This window comes from Bradyrhizobium sp. 172, assembly GCF_023101065.1.
Taxonomy (GTDB): domain Bacteria; phylum Pseudomonadota; class Alphaproteobacteria; order Rhizobiales; family Xanthobacteraceae; genus Bradyrhizobium; species Bradyrhizobium canariense_D.
Genome location: NZ_CP064701.1, coordinates 337,307 through 354,486 on the forward strand (window position 1 = coordinate 337,307; position 17,180 = coordinate 354,486).

At 63.7% G+C, this 17,180-nt stretch carries 11 protein-coding genes; 7 read left to right on the plus strand and 4 right to left on the minus strand.

Annotated features, from left to right (window positions below):
- Positions 1–108: 108 nt before the first annotated feature.
- Positions 109–3,768 (plus strand): DNA/RNA non-specific endonuclease, encoded by a 3,660-nt coding sequence (locus tag IVB07_RS01510; RefSeq protein WP_247360659.1) that lies wholly within the window; start codon positions 109–111, stop codon positions 3,766–3,768.
- On the opposite strand, the gene IVB07_RS01515 is transcribed toward IVB07_RS01510, so the two are convergent.
- Both IVB07_RS01515 and IVB07_RS01520 read right to left on the minus strand, forming a co-directional pair.
- Positions 3,761–7,090 (minus strand): hypothetical protein, encoded by a 3,330-nt coding sequence (locus IVB07_RS01515; protein ID WP_247767449.1) that lies wholly within the window; start codon positions 7,088–7,090, stop codon positions 3,761–3,763. The two genes, IVB07_RS01510 and IVB07_RS01515, sit on opposite strands and share 8 nt — an antisense overlap.
- A 5-nt stretch (positions 7,091–7,095) precedes the next feature.
- Positions 7,096–8,751, minus strand: coding sequence for a trypsin-like peptidase domain-containing protein (locus tag IVB07_RS01520; protein ID WP_247767839.1), 1,656 nt, complete (start codon positions 8,749–8,751; stop codon positions 7,096–7,098).
- Here IVB07_RS01520 and IVB07_RS01525 point away from each other — a divergent pair.
- Complete coding sequence (locus IVB07_RS01525) at positions 8,740–9,345, plus strand: hypothetical protein (RefSeq protein WP_247767450.1); 606 nt, start codon at positions 8,740–8,742, stop codon at positions 9,343–9,345. The genes IVB07_RS01520 and IVB07_RS01525 overlap by 12 nt on opposite strands.
- Here IVB07_RS01525 and IVB07_RS01530 read toward each other — a convergent pair.
- Positions 9,246–10,442, minus strand: a complete 1,197-nt coding sequence (locus IVB07_RS01530) for a serine protease (RefSeq protein ID WP_247360669.1) — start codon at positions 10,440–10,442, stop codon at positions 9,246–9,248. The two genes, IVB07_RS01525 and IVB07_RS01530, sit on opposite strands and share 100 nt — an antisense overlap.
- 314 nt (positions 10,443–10,756) lie before the next feature.
- Here IVB07_RS01530 and IVB07_RS01535 point away from each other — a divergent pair, with 314 nt between their 5' ends.
- The 5 genes from IVB07_RS01535 to IVB07_RS01555 all read left to right on the plus strand — a co-directional run bounded on the left by IVB07_RS01535 (position 10,757) and on the right by IVB07_RS01555 (position 16,439).
- Complete coding sequence (locus IVB07_RS01535; RefSeq protein ID WP_247767840.1) at positions 10,757–13,402, plus strand: DEAD/DEAH box helicase; 2,646 nt, start codon at positions 10,757–10,759, stop codon at positions 13,400–13,402.
- Between the two features lie 60 nt (positions 13,403–13,462).
- On the plus strand, positions 13,463–13,873 hold the full coding sequence (locus tag IVB07_RS01540) for a hypothetical protein (RefSeq protein WP_247360678.1): 411 nt from the start codon (positions 13,463–13,465) through the stop codon (positions 13,871–13,873).
- Positions 13,874–13,892: 19 nt separating this feature from the next.
- Positions 13,893–14,342 carry a hypothetical protein gene (locus IVB07_RS01545; RefSeq protein WP_247360680.1) on the plus strand — a complete coding sequence of 150 codons (450 nt, stop codon included), beginning with the start codon at positions 13,893–13,895 and terminating at the stop codon, positions 14,340–14,342.
- Between the two features lie 82 nt (positions 14,343–14,424).
- Positions 14,425–15,453, plus strand: a complete 1,029-nt coding sequence (locus IVB07_RS01550; RefSeq protein WP_247766646.1) for an IS110 family transposase — start codon at positions 14,425–14,427, stop codon at positions 15,451–15,453.
- 263 nt (positions 15,454–15,716) lie between these two features.
- Positions 15,717–16,439: an SOS response-associated peptidase family protein gene (locus IVB07_RS01555; protein ID WP_247360682.1), complete on the plus strand. Its 723-nt coding sequence runs from the start codon at positions 15,717–15,719 to the stop codon at positions 16,437–16,439.
- A 108-nt stretch (positions 16,440–16,547) separates the two neighbouring features.
- On the opposite strand, the gene IVB07_RS01560 is transcribed toward IVB07_RS01555, so the two are convergent.
- Entirely contained in the window at positions 16,548–17,168 is a 621-nt protein-coding gene (locus IVB07_RS01560) for a class I SAM-dependent methyltransferase (RefSeq protein ID WP_247360684.1), read from the minus strand.
- Positions 17,169–17,180 lie beyond the last annotated feature (12 nt).

The window sequence follows — 17,180 nt, forward strand, 5'->3', positions numbered from 1 at the left end:
CAGGTTCATCTCGGGGGCCGGCAGTGCGGATACCGATGCGCAAGCCGTGGGCGGAATACAATCAAAGATCGGGTTTGGAAACGTTTAACGGACCAATTGGAGGGCAGCATGGCAGAGGCCGATCAAGCGAAGCAATTCCTGGCGCGCATTTCGGGTGGGCTCGAGGCTATGTCCGATCCCGTCCGGGTTGCGGAATCCGCTGTCGCCCGCTCACGTCTCGACGAGGCGATGCGGGATCCGATGGCCGAAGCCGCGCGCGCCGCAGCTCGCAAGGTCAACTCTCGCGAGAGCCTGTCACCGCGCGAGCAATTCGCGCTTGAGGCTATCATCATTCCGGACAAACGACCCGCCATCGACATCATCAACGGAGACTTCCAGGTTACGCATCCGGATTGGACGGGCTTCAATGCGGATCCGATCAAGAGCAATTTGCGGCGAGTCATTCCCTCGGTGGGTCGCGTCGAACTGCCGCACCATCCGACGCTGCCTTATGGGGGCACGGGCTTCGTGGTAGGCGATGGCTTGCTGATGACGAACCGTCACGTCGCGCAGATATTCTGCGGCGGTCTCGGGCAGCGCGACCTTGTCTTCCTGCCCGGTCGGGAAGCGGGTGTGGATTTCCTGCGCGAGAAGGGCAACACCGACGCGCAGGTGCTCAAGATTGGTGAAGTCCTGATGATCCATCCCTACTGGGACATGGCGCTCCTGCGCGTCGAGGGTCTGGGAGCCAATCACCCATCCTTGTCGCTCGCGCTGACGCAGCCGGACGCCCTGATGTCCCAGGAGGTCGCGGTCATCGGCTATCCGGCCTTCGATCCCCGCAATGACGCCAACGTGCAGAACACGGTGTTCGGCGGGGTCTACTACGTCAAGCGGCTGCAGCCAGGCAGGGTGGGACCGCGGCGCACGATCGAGAGCTTCGAGAACCGCGTGTCTGCCATGACTCATGACAGCTCGACACTCGGGGGCAATTCCGGCTCGGTTGTCGTTCTCGCCAAGACCGGACAGGTGGTCGGCCTGCATTTTGCGGGCGTCTATCTCGACGCCAACTTCGCCGTTCCCACGGCGGAGCTGGCGCGGGATGGCCGGGTCGTCGACGCCGGTGTCAACTTCCAGCCGGTCGCGCAGCCGGATCCGGCCGTTTCGCAGACCTGGTGGGCGAACATGCCGGCGGAGCGCGCCAGCGCACCGCCGTCCACCGTCCGTCCTTCGCCGTCGCGTCCAATCGAGGTGCGCTCGCGGCCGCCGTCGCCTCCGCCCCCCAGCACGCAGGCCCGCGGTTCGGAGTTGACCTTCACCGTACCGCTCGAGATTTCGGTCCGGCTCGGGGCGGGTGCGCCAACGTCCGCACAGCACACGGACGAGGCTGCGACGACGGAAGCGATGGTCGAGCCGCTCCATGATGACGACTATTCGACCCGGATGGGCTACGATCCCGGCTTCCTGGGGCCGCGGGTGCCGCTGCCGGATCCGAAGGATGTGTCGCTGGTCGCCAAGCTCGACGACGGCGATCACGTGATCCCGTATCATCACTTCTCGCTGGTCCTGCACAAGCGGCGTCGCCTGGCGCTGTTCACCGCGTCCAATCTCGACGCCTCCGCAGAGATGCGGGTGCCCGAACCGGGAAGGAAGTTCACCCGCAAGGCCTTGGGCGACCTCGGCAAGTCCGACACGGAAAAGTGGTTCTCGGATCCACGCATTCCGGCCATTCACCAGCTTCCCGACCGCTTCTTCACCAAGGACCATGGCGCCTTCGACAAGGGCCACCTGGTCCGCCGGGAAGACGTCGCGTGGGGCGAGAGCTTCGACGAAGCCCAGCTCGCCAATGGCGATACGTTCCACACCACCAATTGCTCGCCGCAAGTGAGTAAGTTCAATCGTCCGGACCAGAAGAGCAATTGGGGCGAGCTCGAGAAGTTCGTCTCGAAGGGAGCCGATGGCGGCCGGCTCTCCATCTTCGCCGGGCCCGTCCTGTCGGAGGACGACAAGGTTTTCGTCGGGGTCGACGATGAAGGCGAGGTGCGGCTGCAGATCCCGTCGCAATACTGGAAGGTGGTGGTTGTCGCCGAGCACGGAAAGCTGAAGAGCTACGGCTTCATTCTGCGGCAGGATCTTGGCGGAGTCCCGCTCGAGTTCGCGGTGACGCCGAAGTGGCGGCAGCACATGATCTCGATCGCGGATCTCGAGAAACTGCTTGTACTGGTCAAGTTTCCGGCCGCGGTTCGCAATGCGGACCAAGCCGGCACGCCGCAGGGCGAGGTCGTGCGTGCGAGCGCCGGCGTGGAAGCGATGCCGGGGCAGCCCGGTCGCCCGCCAGCAGCCCCGCAACCGGACCCCACATCGCGTGCGCGCGCCGCAAGTGCAGCAGGACCGATCACGTTCCGCGATCACTTCGCCTCGCTCTATCAGTCGGCGGTGGACGATATCGCGGGCAAGGTTGCTGCCGAGAAGAAGGCCAACGTCGAGTCACTCTCGTCCGACACGTCCGAGGAGCTCGTGCTGGCGGCACAGCAGATCGTCAATCTTCAGATGGGCGGACAGGTCTCCTCGCAGCCCGGAGCGGATGCGACAGCGACCGAATCGATGCTGGAGGGCATGTCGGTCGCGGAGCATGCCCGAGCCTGCGCCTCCCTAGGCTGGCAGTACATGCAGGCCAAGGTGTTCGGTGATGCGGCTTCGGCGCGTCGTCTGGAAGGTGAGCTCGACTCCGGAACCTGCGATCCGCGCTGGGCGCAGACGATCAGCGAGTACGCCAAATATTTTGGCGTCGGCGGCTCGCGCGTGGAGCCGCTCTACGTCACGCCCGAGAAGGCGGGTGACGGCGTCATGGTGATAAAGAAGGATGCGAAGATCGGCCTCATCGGCGATTGGGGCACCGGCGCGGAGCCGGCGCAGCGCGTGCTGCGTCGGCTGCAGGAGCAGAAGCCTGACGTGTTGATCCATCTCGGAGACATCTATTACTCCGGAACTCCGGAAGAATGCCGCATCAAGTTCGAGGCGCCCGTGAACCGGATCTTCAACCGGCCGGCCAGCAAATTGCCGGTGTACACGCTCTCCGGCAACCACGACATGTACTGCGGCGGGGTGGGTTACTACGAGCTGATCCAGCGCCTCAACAAGGGCCTTAAGGGGGCCAACGGCAAATCGCTGGTCCAGCCGGCAAGCTTCTTCTGCCTTCGGGCGGAGGACGACAGCTGGCAGCTCCTCGCCATGGATACCGGACGCCATGACTATAGTCCGTTCTCGGTCACGGATGCCGTGACGTTCGTCGACCTCGCCGAACAGGAATGGCTGGTGCGCCGCATGACGGAGTTCAACGGAAAGACCATCCTGCTGTCGCATCACCAGCTGTTCTCGGCCTTCTCGCAGATCGGCACCAATGGCGCGAACGGCCGTCTGACCCCGGTCAATCCCAAGCTGCAGGCGACCTATGCGGCGCTCACGCAGAACAACAAGAAAATCGCGGCTTGGTTCTGGGGCCACGAGCACAATCTGTGCATCTACGAACCCTATGCGGGCCTCGAGCGTGGCCGCTGCCTCGGCCACAGCGCGATCCCGGTCTTCGTCGACGACGAGCCGTACAAGACCCTGGCCGATCTGGCCAACCCGCCGCGGATCGCCGCCAACAGCATGCTGTCGAAGGACGGGCAGTTCTTCACGCACGGCTTCGCCACGCTGTCGCTTGGCTCGGATGGGGTTGCCATTGCCGACTATTTCGAGGATCGCGACGGCGGCAACCGGAAGATGTACAGCGAGAAGATCAGCTAACGGGTGGCAGACTGAGCAGTTCGCCCCAACGCAGAAAGGCATCGGCGAGCATAAGGAAGTCGCGCGCCGATAGCGGAGAATGGGCGAGCGCGTCGCGATAGGCGCGGACCGCCTCGGTGAGACTTGCCGCCTCGTCGGCGAGCGACAGGATTTCGTATCCATCCGAGGCAGCCGAACGGCGTTGACCCCGCGCGTCACTTCCCAGATAGCGGGAGATCGACGACCACCAGCCAAGCTTTTCCGGAACCTCCCCGCCGTAGGCACGGGTCAGTGCGTTGCCGAGCGACTCCAGCCAGTCCGGATGCGTCAATGCCAGCATGGCGCGCACCTTGACGTTGGTAGCTGGTGATCCCTTTTGCACCAAGCTGGTCATGATCTCCGCGAATTCCCGTGTGATTGCGGGATCGGCAATCACCCTGAACCGGTCTCCCTTGTCATGAATATCGAGAAATCTCAGGCCTCTTTCCAGGGTGACGCTCCCGCGCAGGCCGTCACTATCGTTTGCCAGGACGAGAAGAGACCGGAACGCCTTGAGCTCGGCGGCGCTGAGGGTGGAGAAATGGCTCGCGAACTCGATGCGGCGCAGGATGGGTTGCGCTGGATTGTCGTCGAAGATGGCGAGGATCCGCAGGGCGCCGCCGTCATTGACGCTGGTGGGCAGCCGCTTGGCCTCATTGCAGCGCTGGCCGGCGATTCTCAGTACGTTGGCCGCAATGTCGGAGGCGCCTGCGCGGCGGTTCATCGCGCAGGCGAATGTCGCAAAATCCCAGAACGTATCGGAGCCTGACAGGAATTCCGCAGCTGCGCCCGACCAGGCGCTCAGGCTGCCCCTGACCGTCTGCAGATATTCGTCTGCGCGAGCATCGTGAGTCGCCCATCGCAGCAGAAAGCGTGCGGGACTACCGGTGCGATCGTCGATCGCGCGAACGTCCTTGAACTGGCCCAAGCGTACGGCGGCAATGAGATCGGCTATGGTCGGCGAGGTCCGCGTCTCATCCAGGATGTCGCTCCATCGGCCGGTGCGATAGCATGCTTCGAGCTTGACGGCGGTGAGATCGGGATGAGGCCCATCGACCGAGCTGACTTGCAGCAACGTCACGACTGCTTCCGGAGAATAGCGCTCGATCATCCTGCGTCCTTGCGCCAGCAGGATTGCGGTCAATGAGCTCGGAGGAAGCGAGCTCAGCGATTCAACCGGTACGCTGCGGCCCAGGCGTGCCGTCAGATAGACACGGCTTTGTCCGCGAAGATCTTCGACCGCTCCCGACAGCCGTGGAGCAAGGTCATCGCTCCAGATCCGGTCAACCGCGCTCAAGTCGACGCTGCTTGCGAGCAGCATATGATAGACCGCCTCTGCGCGGGCAACGGGATCGTGCAGGCGGGACATGAAGTAATCCAGCGCCCGCTCATTCGTCGCTTCGAAGCGTTCCGCGTCCTGTGAGCGCATCAGCGAGAGCATCGCCTGACGCACTTCCGGGCGATGCCGGATCACGCCTTGACGCTCCTCGACCAGCCAGCGCTCGCGAGACAGCCGCTCGAACAACTTGTTCTCCCCCCCTGGCGCGAGATCCTTCGCATCGCCGACAAGGCCGCTCGCCGGCGCCATGACCTCGCGAATGACGTCGGGCGTGACTGCCCGAACCACAAGACCGGGATTGGCGAGCTTTTCCACTTCGCGATCCTTGATGTGGCTGATCATGCGCCGGATCAGGAATCCGGTGATGAGTTGCCTACCCAGATCCCCTCCCACGGCCGGGTTGCCCGCCGACTGCGCCGCCTTGGCCTCGGTAACGATATCCTCGACGAGCACAGCTCGCGTCTCCGGCTCCCGCTCCCTCAGCCAGTTCACGAACAAGGCGACATCCAACGGACTATTGCTGAGCGGGGTGGCAAGTGCGGTCGCTTGTGCTGAGGTGAGGCCCAGGTTTTCGGCCTGGCTGCGAAGCGCGAGCAGTCGCTTTGTGGAGGGCACGTTCAGGGGCTTGAGCTCGATCGGCTTCTGGCCGGTCGATATTTCGGGCACTTCGGCGCGACCGGCGATGACGATGCGGAGGTTGCTCCAGGGATCGCCATCGCGATCTGTCAGCGCGCTGATCAAGGCCTGCACACCATCGACCGCAACGGCATCGTATTGGACGATCTCGAAGGTGTCGAAGAGTATAACGACGGGAGCCCGCGCTTGGTTGAATTCCTCGGTTATGCCGCGCAGCCTGCGACAACAGGCCTTGAGTTCGGAGCGCGTACGTTCCTCGCGTCGGCGCTGATTCTCGTCCCGTGCCAGCTTGTCGATGCCGTCGCGCATCTGGGCGCGCAATTCGCGCAGCGGTGCTTCGATCTCGGGGAACCACGCTTCCAGCTGCAAGGCGATGTCGATCAGGAGCTGCTGGGGTTGACGCGGCGCGAGGGCTGCACGGTCGAAATCCAGATAGACAATGGGAAGGCGAACACCCGGGATCAGCGCATGATCGAGCACGAACTTCGCGATCAAGCTTGATTTTCCAACGCCCCCCAGTCCTTGAATCAGGAGCGGCTCATTGCCGCTGCTGCTGCGGGTGACCGTCGCCCAGAGGTTCGACAGATTACGGGACAGCATATGCCGTAGTTGTTCCGGCGGAACGATCCCGACATAGGAGCGCAGTCGCTCGATTTCGTCTTCACGGCCAACGATACGATCGTTGGCGGGATCGGCACCGGCCTGAACCGAGCGGCCTACGAGTTGGCGGAAAGGATCAAACAGCTCCCGGCGATAGATCGTGCGGCGTAGCTCGGCGGTACTGGGCAGCACGCCGAGTTTCGTCCCGGACAGCCAATCGGACATGGTGGCAAGTTGGTCAAGTTCCTCGATCGACAGGAAATCCAGATCCGGAGTCGCTCCGGCCAGCACGGAGCGCATGAGCTTGCCGCCCCGGTCGCTTGACTGCGCGTCGGGTTTACTCGCTGCTTGAGCGGCGACGATGGCATCCTGGAGTTCCCCAAGAGGAACGCTTTGCAATATCTCGCGTCGGATCGCCGCCTTGAGCTGCCACGCGCGCTGCGTCCCGACAGTCACGACATTCGAGTGCGCCAGCACGGTTTTCAGATCGGCATTCTGATCATCGCTCGTACCGAGGAAATAGAGGTCATCCGGCTGGAAGGCATTCCGCAACGCGGCGGCAAGCGCGATACGGCCCTGAGGAAGCGACGGTGGTGCTTGCGTCAGTTTCGTTTCGGAGGGCGAAGCAGCAAGATTGCTGAGACCGCGCGTCAGCTTTTCGACGTCGATGCCGGCCTCGCGCAGCTGTTGCGACAGCCCCTCCAGGTTGGGAATCGCTTCTGATGTCATCTCGGTCATGCTCCTCCGGCCGGAGGCTGAAGTGACAGGATCGCCTGCGCGGCGGCACCCGCAATGCTAGTAAGCCTGCTCCTGGGATCGCTGGCTCCAGGCAGCATGCTGACGGAGAAGTCATACAAGGCTTGAGCAGTGGCTTTGTCGAACCGGTCAGCTTGGCCCGAACTGACGAAATAGGCGCGCAGCCAATCCACCCATTCCGCCTTTCCGATGGCGCTCGGCGACACGATATCGGGAATGTATTCATTGACGCGATCACGCACGAAATCCGGAGCGTGGCCGATCATCAGCCAGCGCAGCGCCTTCAAGCCGGGGCGCAAGACCGGTTGCGTATCGGTGACGCCGGCCATCCCCGCCAGCAGTTCCTTCATGCCGCGTTCGGGCGGCGTCTTGTGGATGTCGTCGATGACGATCCAGATAAGTTCCTTGATCACGAGTTCGCGGCCTGTTGCCGGAGCCGCGTCGCGCTGTCGGGTAGACGCATCTCCGTTCTGCCCGGCGGCCGCGCCGTTGGCTTGCCCGGCAGCGGCGCCTGCATCGCCCTGCCGTTCGAGCGCCGCGACGACCGCCGAGATGGCGCGATGTTCGATCAACTGTCCGAACCAGTCCGGCAGCTCGGTCGAGAGCCAGCGCGCCAGCTGGCGTTCGCCGTTCGGCTTTGGCGGCATCGTTTCGAACTGTTTCGCATCGATTCCGATCCTCCGGCCCAGTTCGAAAATGAATTCCTCAGGGCTGAACCTGGCAAGTTCGGACGCCGGAAAGTCCAGCACCATGGCCGGACGGTCCCGTGCAATAGCCTTGAGGATGCCCGCCGAGAAGGTCTTGCCGGACTTGCCTGTTGCCGCCGCTTCGCTCGCCTCCTCGACGACGATGATGCGCTTCTCCGCTTTTGGAACGAAGAGCTTGAGCACTGCTGTCTGGAAGTCCTTGCGGCCAAGCACCGGAATTGGACGATCGCCGCGATCCGCCAGCGACCACAACGCGCTTTCGCCGATCGTGCCGTCGCGGGAGGCGTCCTTGAGCTTCCGCGGCAAGGCGTTGACAACTTGAGCAATGTGGATGCCTTGATTGCACTCCTTGGTGGCGCCCGTGTAGGCTGCAGGAGGACGGCCCGCGTTGTGGAAGCCGACGATACCGGTTTCCCGGTCGAAGCAGGGTGAGCCTGACGAGCCCCCGGAAGCCTCGGCTGTGTACCAGATGCGCGTATCCGATGCATCCGCTCTGACGAATTTCCCCTTGTCCAATCCCTGGGGTCCACCGTTCGGATGCTGAAGAATGGCAACAGGATCATCGGTCGTCATCTGTTCGACGGCGTCAGGCAACTTGATCCAGCCTCGCAGGCGGCCGCCGCCGGCCGCAAGAGCTTCGGCTCCAATGGGTCTTGACAACCGAATGATCGCGCAATCGAGACGGTCGTAGACGTCCGGCGGATACGGGAATTCGTGACTGCGACCGTCTGACGGATGCCGGAGACTGTGCCATTCCAGCCATTTTTGCGGAGTGTCGGCTACGATCAGTTCGGATCCGTTCGGGGTTTCGACATCGCGAGGATAGATGTTCGCCCAATAGTCGAAGACACATTTGACGACAGCGCCGTCGAGTTCTTTGTCGCCCGCTGCGGTCAAAGCCTTGTCGAGTACGTGATGCGCCGTCATCACGAGATCCGGCGCAATGAGGAACCCGGTTCCTTTGAACTCGCCTTCTCGCGCACCGGGGCGCTTGATCCAGATCGCACAGACACGACGCGGCGTCGAGGCCATGAAATCGCCGAATGTCTTGGCGTTCAGAAACGGGCTGACGCGGCTTTCCAGACTCTGCAGATGGGCCTGGTCGATATCGCCGGAGTCGTTGATGGAAATCGTGCCGTTGAAGATGCCCTGCAACCGGATGTCCATGGCCCGGGAGCGAAGCAGCGTCTGGATGAAGACATTGATGAGGTCTCGTGCTGCGAGCTCCTCGGTGAGCGCCTCCATCTGGAGCGGCAGTTCATTGAGCGCATCGGGCCTCAGATTTTCAATGAAGTGCTCCCGGGCATCGCCGGTGATGTCCAGCGGCAGCACAGCGTCCAGCGTCGTGTGCACGCTCGCCTGCCGGACGTAGCGCGTGAGGATCTTGGCCAGGACCTGCTTGGTGCGGGGATTGGCCATGATCAGCTCCAGGCGTTGTTGACGCTCTTCGCGATCGCCGGGTGGTCCGCGACCGCGGCAAGCAGCACCGATTCATTGCGCGCGCCCGGTACCCCGAAATAGTGCAACCCGACGGCCTTGAGCGAGACGAAGTCGACGATTGGGCTGCCTGACGAGCCGTTGGTGGTCGAGCAGTCGTGTGCCAGGACTTTGTTGCCGAGCACGGCCGTCAGCTTGCCCGGGCTGAAGCGCTTTGTCGCATCGAGCTCACCGAAGACGAGCGCGACGTTGGAGGAGTCGTTCTGCTGATCCCGGATCGGGTGTCCGACCGCGAAGACGTCCAGGCTGCGCCAGTCGGCACGCGACCGCAGGTCCACGGGAACCGGCGATGGGAACGCCTTGGTGCGATTCCTGAGCCTGAAGACCGCGAGGTCGGGATCGCCGGACGTCTGGACATGAAGGACGTCTTCGATCTCCCAAACGAGATCCGAGGCTGGCCGCTGGTGCTCGAACGCGAAGTTGACCACTCCCTTGTGACCCGGCTGCATTCGCCAGCGATCCCGCGGGTCGTCGGCGGGTAGACCACCGTCCTGATGCGCTAATTCTCTTGCAACATGGGCGTTGGTGATGATGGTATCCGATCCGATCATCCAGGCAGTGCCGAACGGCACCGGGCTCCCGCCGGTGTCCAGCATCACGACGCCCGCCCGCGAGCAGATGCTGCGCAATTTGTTGCCGGCACTGCCGATCTTGACGATCCAGAACTCGTCGTCCCGCGTCCTGTCCGCCCCGGCCTCGGGCGCGGGAACATTTTGGCGCACGTACCAGGCCGGGCGTCCGACCACGCGGATCACCGCCTCGAGATTGGAGAGCGCGTCGAGATTGAGGTCGGCGAGGCGAGCGTCGCCGCCCCGGATTTGTGTCGCGATCTCGTGTCCGGACTGCGCGATATCGCGCGCCATCGCCTCCTTGGTCAGTTGCGGGAGATCCGTGTTGCTGTCGGCCGCATCGAGTTGCGCCACGATGCGCTGCTGCAGCGCTTCAGGGCCGGGGAGTCCGCCGTCATCCATGCTCTCGAGCGCCGAGGAGGACTGGTGCCCGGCGGCAGGCGCCGCAATGCCTCGGGCGAATGCGACGAGCCGCGCCGCCCTCTCTTCTTCCGATTCGGGAAAGCGCTGCCGCGGACGCGTTTCTGGCGGGTCGTCAGTAGTCGAGGCCATCGCCTGCCCCTACAAATCGATAAGATAATAAATTCTGACTGCGAAATTACTAGGTTGCATGACGGGCATTTTACAATGAAATGGCGACTTCGCAAGGGCGATCCGGTACGCCCATGTCAGGTCTGGCGAAATGCGGCTGATCAAGCGCTGATCACCAAAGCGGTCTACACTAACGCCTGCGCACTAGTTAGGGGGCGAATTCCACTCTCTCCGCCACCATCCGAGACCTTTGGTCGAACACCTTCCACGAAAGGGTGCCGCTTGAACCGGCGGGCGGCGTCGCGGCTGACTGGTCGCCGCTGCGCGAGCTGTTCATGGCGGTGCTGCAGAGCCGCACCAGGGCGGAGATTGATCTCTGGCCGTCACAGGTCGACGCGGCCGGACGTGCCGTGGACCAATCGGACGATCTGGTCGTCTCGCTTCCGACCAGCGCCGGAAAGACCCGCATCGCGGAGCTCTGCATCTTGCGCTGTCTCGCCGGTGGAAAACGCGTGGTCTTTGTTACGCCCCTGCGTGCGCTTTCGGCGCAAACGGAAACCACTCTGCAGCGGACCTTCGGCCCGCTAGGAAAGACCATATCGGCGCTCTACGGCAGCATCGGCACCAGCGGGTTCGACGAAGACGCCATCCGGGAACGCGACATCGTCGTCGCGACGCCGGAGAAGCTCGATTTCGCGCTCCGCAACGATCCTACGCTGCTCGACGACGTGGGCTTGCTGGTGTTCGACGAAGGACACATGATCGGTCCGAACGAGCGGGAGGTCCGCTACGAAGTGCAGATCCAGCGGCTGCTGCGACGGACAGACGCCGCTCAGCGTCGTATCGTATGCCTATCGGCGATCCTGCCCGACGGCCAGCAACTCGACGATTTCGCCGCCTGGCTTCGGCGGGACCATCCGGGCGGCGTGATCAAGAACGATTGGCGGCCGACCCGATTGCGATTCGGCGAGGTCGTCTGGTCGCCCTCGACGACGACGGCGCGGCTGAACCTGCGCGTGGGCGACGAGCGTCCATGGGTCCAGCGCTTTCTCGTCGGGACAAGCCCGCCCAAGTGGGTGAAGCCGAAGCGGCAGCGTAAGATCCCGTTTCCGCAAGATCAGCGGGAGCTCTGCCTCGCGACGGCGTGGCGGCTGGTCGAGGACAAGCAGACGGTGCTCGTCTTCTGCCCGTTGCGCAAGAGTGTGGAGCCTTTCGCCGACGTCATCGTCGACCTGCACGAACGCGGCGCGCTTCGCTCGCTGCTCGAGGCCGAGCCCGCCGTCCTGAAGACCGCGATCGCACTCGGCGAGGAATGGCTCGGAGCGGACAGTCCTATTCTCAAGTGCCTCCGCATCGGGGTAGCCCTGCACCACGGCGCTTTGCCGACCGCCTACCGCAAGGAGATCGAGCGTCTATTGCGCGATAATGTCCTCAAGGTCACCATCTCCTCGCCGACGCTGGCGCAGGGGCTGAACCTGTCCGCGACCGCGGTGATCATGCACTCGCTGCATCGCGCCGGCGAACGGATCGACGTCTCCGAGTTCAAGAACGTCATCGGGCGCGCCGGCCGAGCCTACGTCGACGTCGAAGGCGTCGTGCTGTTTCCCATGTTCGACGATGTCGGGAAGAAGCGGGAGAATTGGGAAGCGCTGATCGACGATCTCGGCGCACGCAACATGGAGAGCGGGCTGATCCAGCTGATCACCGCGCTCCTGAACAGGATGCACGCCCGCATCGGCGGCGACATAGACCAGTTGATGGAATACGTCGTCAACAACGCCGCGGCATGGAGCTTTCCCGAGGTCGCCCGCGAGAGCCCGGAAGCGCGCGAAAAGGCGCTCGCCGACTGGGAACGGCACATCGCGACCCTCGACACCGCCATACTGAGCCTCATCGGCGAGAACGACGTCCCGGACCACGCGATCGGAGCCGCGCTCGACGACATTCTCCAGTCCTCCCTCTGGCATCGGCGCCTGCAGCGCTACAACGAGCCGTCCCGGCGCATCTTCAGGGCCGGCCTGGTCTCGCGCAGTCGGCTGATCTGGAAGCAATCGAACGCGACGGACCGGCGCGGCTACTTCCTCGCCGGCGTGGGGCTGTCCGCCGGGCATGCGCTCGATGCCATCGCGGCGGAGGCGAACCCACTTCTGGTCCAAGCCAACACGGCGCTCCTGACAGGTGAGGCCGAGACGGCCATCACCGCAATCACCCGCATCGCCGAACTCGCCTTCGCGTTCTATCCATTCACCCCCGATACGATGCCGGACGATTGGCAGGGAGTGCTGCGGGCGTGGCTGCTTGGTCGGCCGCTTGCGACCATGGCGGTCGGCCGGGAGGCGGAAACGCTGCAGTTCGTCGAGGGCGGACTGGTCTTCCGGCTGCCTTGGGCGCTCGAGGCCGTACGGGTCCGCGCCGCCGCCCATGGCGACATGGTCGATGGCCACGGGATGACCGACTTCGAGCTCGGCCATGCGGTCTCCGCCGTGGAGACCGGAACGCTGAACAGGTCCGCCTCGATCCTCATCCAGGCGGGCTTCAACTCCCGGCTCGCGGCCATCAAGGCCGTGACCGACACCGGCGCCACCTTCGGCAACGGCCAGGAACTGCGGCTATGGCTGGCATCGAAGGACGTCGTCGCGAGGAGCGCGCGCGCCGATTGGCCGACGGTCGAGACGAACGCCATGTGGTCCGAGTTCCTGCAGACATTCCGGCGAAGCGATAACCGTACGTGGGGGAAACGCGGATACGCCGCGAAGGTGACGTGGCTCGCGATGCCGCCGCCGCCGGGCACACCCGTCCAAATCCACCACGACTTCAACTCTCACCCGCGGGTGCTCGCTGCCGACGGCGCGCCGCTCGGCACGGTGGAGGCCGCCCTCAATCGTGAACGGGTCGGCTTGGCGCGGGCCCAAGTGTCGCGTCGGCCCGGCAACATCGACGTCTTGTACTTCGGCCCGGACGATTTCAACGTCGCCCCCTAGCGGGCTTGATCTCAATCGTTCGGACTCGACTCTGCGTTCTTGTTGTGTTCTCATGATGGCATGACCGATCGCCCCGCCAGCTGGCGCATGCCGACCCGCGCTCAAATGGAAAAGATGGCCGCCGCCGTCGGCAGAAACGCCCCGTCCAGGCGTGGATTGGCTCCGGACGGCGACTTGCCGCCCGAATACTGGCAGGCCTTGCTGGATGACCCGCGTGCCGACGGCGGCTGTCCAAGCCCAAACGCGTCTGGACGCCTGCTGGGGCTAAGCCAAATTCCCCAGCATTTGCTGAGGGTGGGCTGCCGGCGCTGCGGCCGGATGGTCGAGATCCAGAAGACCGACGCCACTCGCCTGTACGGTCCGGACGCAACATGGGGGCAGGTTGGCCAGCGCTTGCTCGACAACACGTGCTCCCAGCGGACCGGGCGCCATGAGGAAGACGGCTGCTGGCCGTCGTTCGACGGCACCTAGCTCGGCGGCGACACGGCCCATGGCCCCCAAGCACCATCCGACGCCTCTCTCCGGAGGAGACCGCAAGGCACTCGCCAAGGAGCTCGGCCGCGCCCGTGCGATGACCTCGATTCTGGCGGCGCAGTCGGCGGAAGCCCGGGCCAAGGGCGAGGCTCTGATCGGGACGGCAGATCGGCTCCTGTGCGAATCCTGGAACGAAAGGATGTGGGCCGATGGCGGTCCGATCGATCCGTCGCCGACGATCGACCAGGCCATCAGCGGCGGCCATTCTTGGGTCGAAATCGAATGCTCGCGCTGCAAGATGAAGCGGGACGTCGACATGGCCGCGCTGCACCATCCGCCGACCACTTTCGTCCACGACCTGGCCGGCCGTCTCCGCTGCAGCAAGTGTGCTAAGGCCGGGCGCCGGCCGGGTGCCACCCTGCTGCAGCTGGCGCAGCGGGCCCGGCATCCGGATCCGGAGACCTGACCTTGTGCTGGTGTGGACGGCCTCTCATCCCCACGGTTTGATGGCGCTCTCGGCGTCACAGAAAAGATGAGAGGAAAGTCTAATGAATATTCCCGTTCGTATCGGCATGGATACCTCGAAGTCGGTGTTCCAGCTTCACGGTGTTGATGAAAATGAGGTAGTGGTTGTCCGGCGCCAATTTCGGCGAGCCGAGATGATCCGCTACTTCGAGCGGCTTCCGCCGGTTCTCGTCGCCATAGAGTCTTGCGGCAGCTCGCACCATTGGGGGCGCCTGCTCCAATCTTTCGGGCACGAGGTAAAGCTGATCCCTCCTCAATACGTGAAGGCTTACGTGAAGCGCGGCAAGAACGACGCGGCCGACGCCGAGGCACTGTGCGAGGCGGTTACCCGGCCCAGCATGCGGTTCGTACCGGTGAAGTCGAAGGAACGGCAAGCGGCTTGCATGTTGATGACTGTGCGGGAACGCCTGGTCAGCGTGAAGTCGCAGCTCTCCAATGCTTTCAGGAGCTATGCCGCTGAGTTTGGTATCGTCGGGCCCGCCGGCCAGCAGAACGTCGCGGCACTCATCAAACGTGTGCTCGAAGACGAAAGCCTGCCGGAAATGGCGCGGGATCTCTTCCGCCTTCAGGCTGACGAGTATGCCGCGGTCCAAGCTCGCCTGGCGAAGATCGAGGCCAAGCTGATGAAGTGGCATCGCGAGGATGACATCAGCAGGCGTATTGCGACAATTCCAGGCGTCGGTCCGATTGGGTCGTCGATGCTCAGCATGAAAGCGCCGCCGCCCGAGACGTTCAGATCGGGTCGCGACTTTGCGGCGTGGCTCGGGCTGACACCCAAGGATCATTCAACTGGCGGCCGGCAAAGGCTCGGCGGCATTACAAAGGCCGGAGATTCTATACTGCGATCGACGTTGATCGTCGGTGCAACCGCACTGCTGAGGCATATCCGAAAGGGCCGTCATAAGCCGACACAATGGCTCGCTTCGCTGCTGGGGCGAAAGCCGCCAAAGTTGGTCGCGGTGGCCTTGGCAAACAAGTTTGCCCGCATCGCTTGGCGCCTGATGATATCGGGTGGCGTGTACAAGCAGCCGGTAGCCGCCATGCCGACTTGATCTGAAATCGGCCCGCGAGCGAGGTTGCTCGGCGGATTGCCCACGAACTTGCAGGACGCAGTAGATGGAAGGACCGATCGGTCGATACGCGCGAGCTTCCGAAGATTACACTGGCACTAAGAATGTCGCCCATGTGCTTGGAGCGTGCGTAGCGAACACCATCTCGGCCAGCGGGCTTTGTCCGCGCAAACAGGCCGGACATCTGATAGCAAGCGATCTGGCCAAAAGTCTGCTACAATCCTGACAAGTGGGGGGCCGTCCACATCTGCAATTTGTACTCGATCACCACCAATCAGGCGGCCATCAGCGCGCTGTTCCGCGTCGTCAACCGGTACGTCGGCAACCTGGCGCCGATGCCCGGCGTCTTTCCGGACTACGAGGCGCCGATCGTCCGGAGCGGCGCCGAGGGCCGGGAGCTCGTTACCGCGCGCTGGGGCATGCCGTCGTCGTCGAAGGCGCTCATGGACGCCACGAAGAAGCGGGCCGACAAGCTGCAGGCCAAGGGCAAAACCGTCGACTTCAAGGAGTTGCTCCGGATGGAGCCGGATTCTGGAACCACCAACATCCGGAATGTGAAATCGAAGCACTGGACCCGATGGCTGGGCGTCGAGAACCGTTGCGTGGTGCCGTTCAACTCGTTCAGCGAATTCAACAAGACCGAGGGCGGCGACATCTGGTTCGCACTCGACGAGACTCGTCCGCTCGCATGCTTCGCCGGCATCTGGTCGAACTGGACGTCGGTCCGGAAGGTCAAGGAAGGCGAGACCACCAACGACCTCTACGCGTTCCTGACGACGGAGCCCAACGCCGAAGTGGGCGCCATCCACCCGAAGGCGATGCCGGTGATCCTCACGACGCCTGACGAGGTCGAAACCTGGATGACCGCGCCTGCCGAGGAAGCCCTAAAGCTGCAGCGGCCGCTTCCGGACGGAGCGCTCCGGATCGTTGCCCGGGGCGTCAAGGAGGATATCGCGCCGTTGACCTAGAGTTCTGGACTTGCAGAAAGCCGATGGAGGCCAGCTGCCAGACCGGCCCGCCTAGTACGGTGCGCTGCCAGGCCTTTCATTTCTGGTCGTCGGCCACTTCATACCCCGTCATCTTCGCAGAAAGCGGCTGAACTGAAACTGCTGCGTATTGCCGCCTGGGGTCAAGTGATGATGCCGCCGAGAGCCGACGAGCTCGAAGGTGGGCCCCAGCGTCGCGGCAAGTGCCTCGGGATCGTACCGCACGATCGGCAGCCCGCTGCACTTTTCGGGACCATCGGGCGCGAACGTCGCGATGATCACATGACCGGCTGGGCGAACCGCTTTCTTCAGGCACGCGATGTATGCATCGCGGTCGGCGGGGTCCGTCAGGAAGTGGAAAGCGGCTCGATCATGCCAGAGGTCGAAGGTATCCGAAGGATTCCAGGTGGTGACGTCCGCAACAATCCAGGCGACCGCCTCGCCGCGGCGACCAATCCGCTGTTTGGCTGCTTCGAGCGCCTTGGCGGAGAGGTCCAGGATCGCGATCCGGGTAAAGCCCCGTTGCAGCAGGCCATCAACCAGCCGTGAAGCGCCGCCTCCGACGTCAATGATGGGCGCGTCTGTCGAGATGCTGGTTTCGGCGATGAGATCGAGCGATGGAGCCGGATCCTCCTGAAACCAGCTTACTTCCCTTTCCGCTTTCGTCGCGTATACGCTCTGCCAATGAGCCTGGCGGTCGAGGTCGTTCATGGCTTCCGTCCC

What these genes read in the sequence shown, in the direction of transcription:
- IVB07_RS01560 (WP_247360684.1), bottom strand. Translation starts at nt 17,168, where the DNA reads ATGAACGACCTCGACCGCCAGGCTCATTGGCAGAGCGTATACGCGACG.
- IVB07_RS01550 (WP_247766646.1), top strand. Translation starts at nt 14,425, where the DNA reads ATGAATATTCCCGTTCGTATCGGCATGGATACCTCGAAGTCGGTGTTC.
- IVB07_RS01515 (WP_247767449.1), bottom strand. Translation starts at nt 7,090, where the DNA reads ATGACATCAGAAGCGATTCCCAACCTGGAGGGGCTGTCGCAACAGCTG.
- IVB07_RS01525 (WP_247767450.1), top strand. Translation starts at nt 8,740, where the DNA reads ATGCGCCGTCATCACGAGATCCGGCGCAATGAGGAACCCGGTTCCTTT.
- IVB07_RS01510 (WP_247360659.1), top strand. Translation starts at nt 109, where the DNA reads ATGGCAGAGGCCGATCAAGCGAAGCAATTCCTGGCGCGCATTTCGGGT.
- IVB07_RS01530 (WP_247360669.1), bottom strand. Translation starts at nt 10,442, where the DNA reads ATGGCCTCGACTACTGACGACCCGCCAGAAACGCGTCCGCGGCAGCGC.
- IVB07_RS01540 (WP_247360678.1), top strand. Translation starts at nt 13,463, where the DNA reads ATGACCGATCGCCCCGCCAGCTGGCGCATGCCGACCCGCGCTCAAATG.
- IVB07_RS01535 (WP_247767840.1), top strand. Translation starts at nt 10,757, where the DNA reads ATGGCGGTGCTGCAGAGCCGCACCAGGGCGGAGATTGATCTCTGGCCG.
- IVB07_RS01545 (WP_247360680.1), top strand. Translation starts at nt 13,893, where the DNA reads ATGGCCCCCAAGCACCATCCGACGCCTCTCTCCGGAGGAGACCGCAAG.
- IVB07_RS01520 (WP_247767839.1), bottom strand. Translation starts at nt 8,751, where the DNA reads ATGACGGCGCATCACGTACTCGACAAGGCTTTGACCGCAGCGGGCGAC.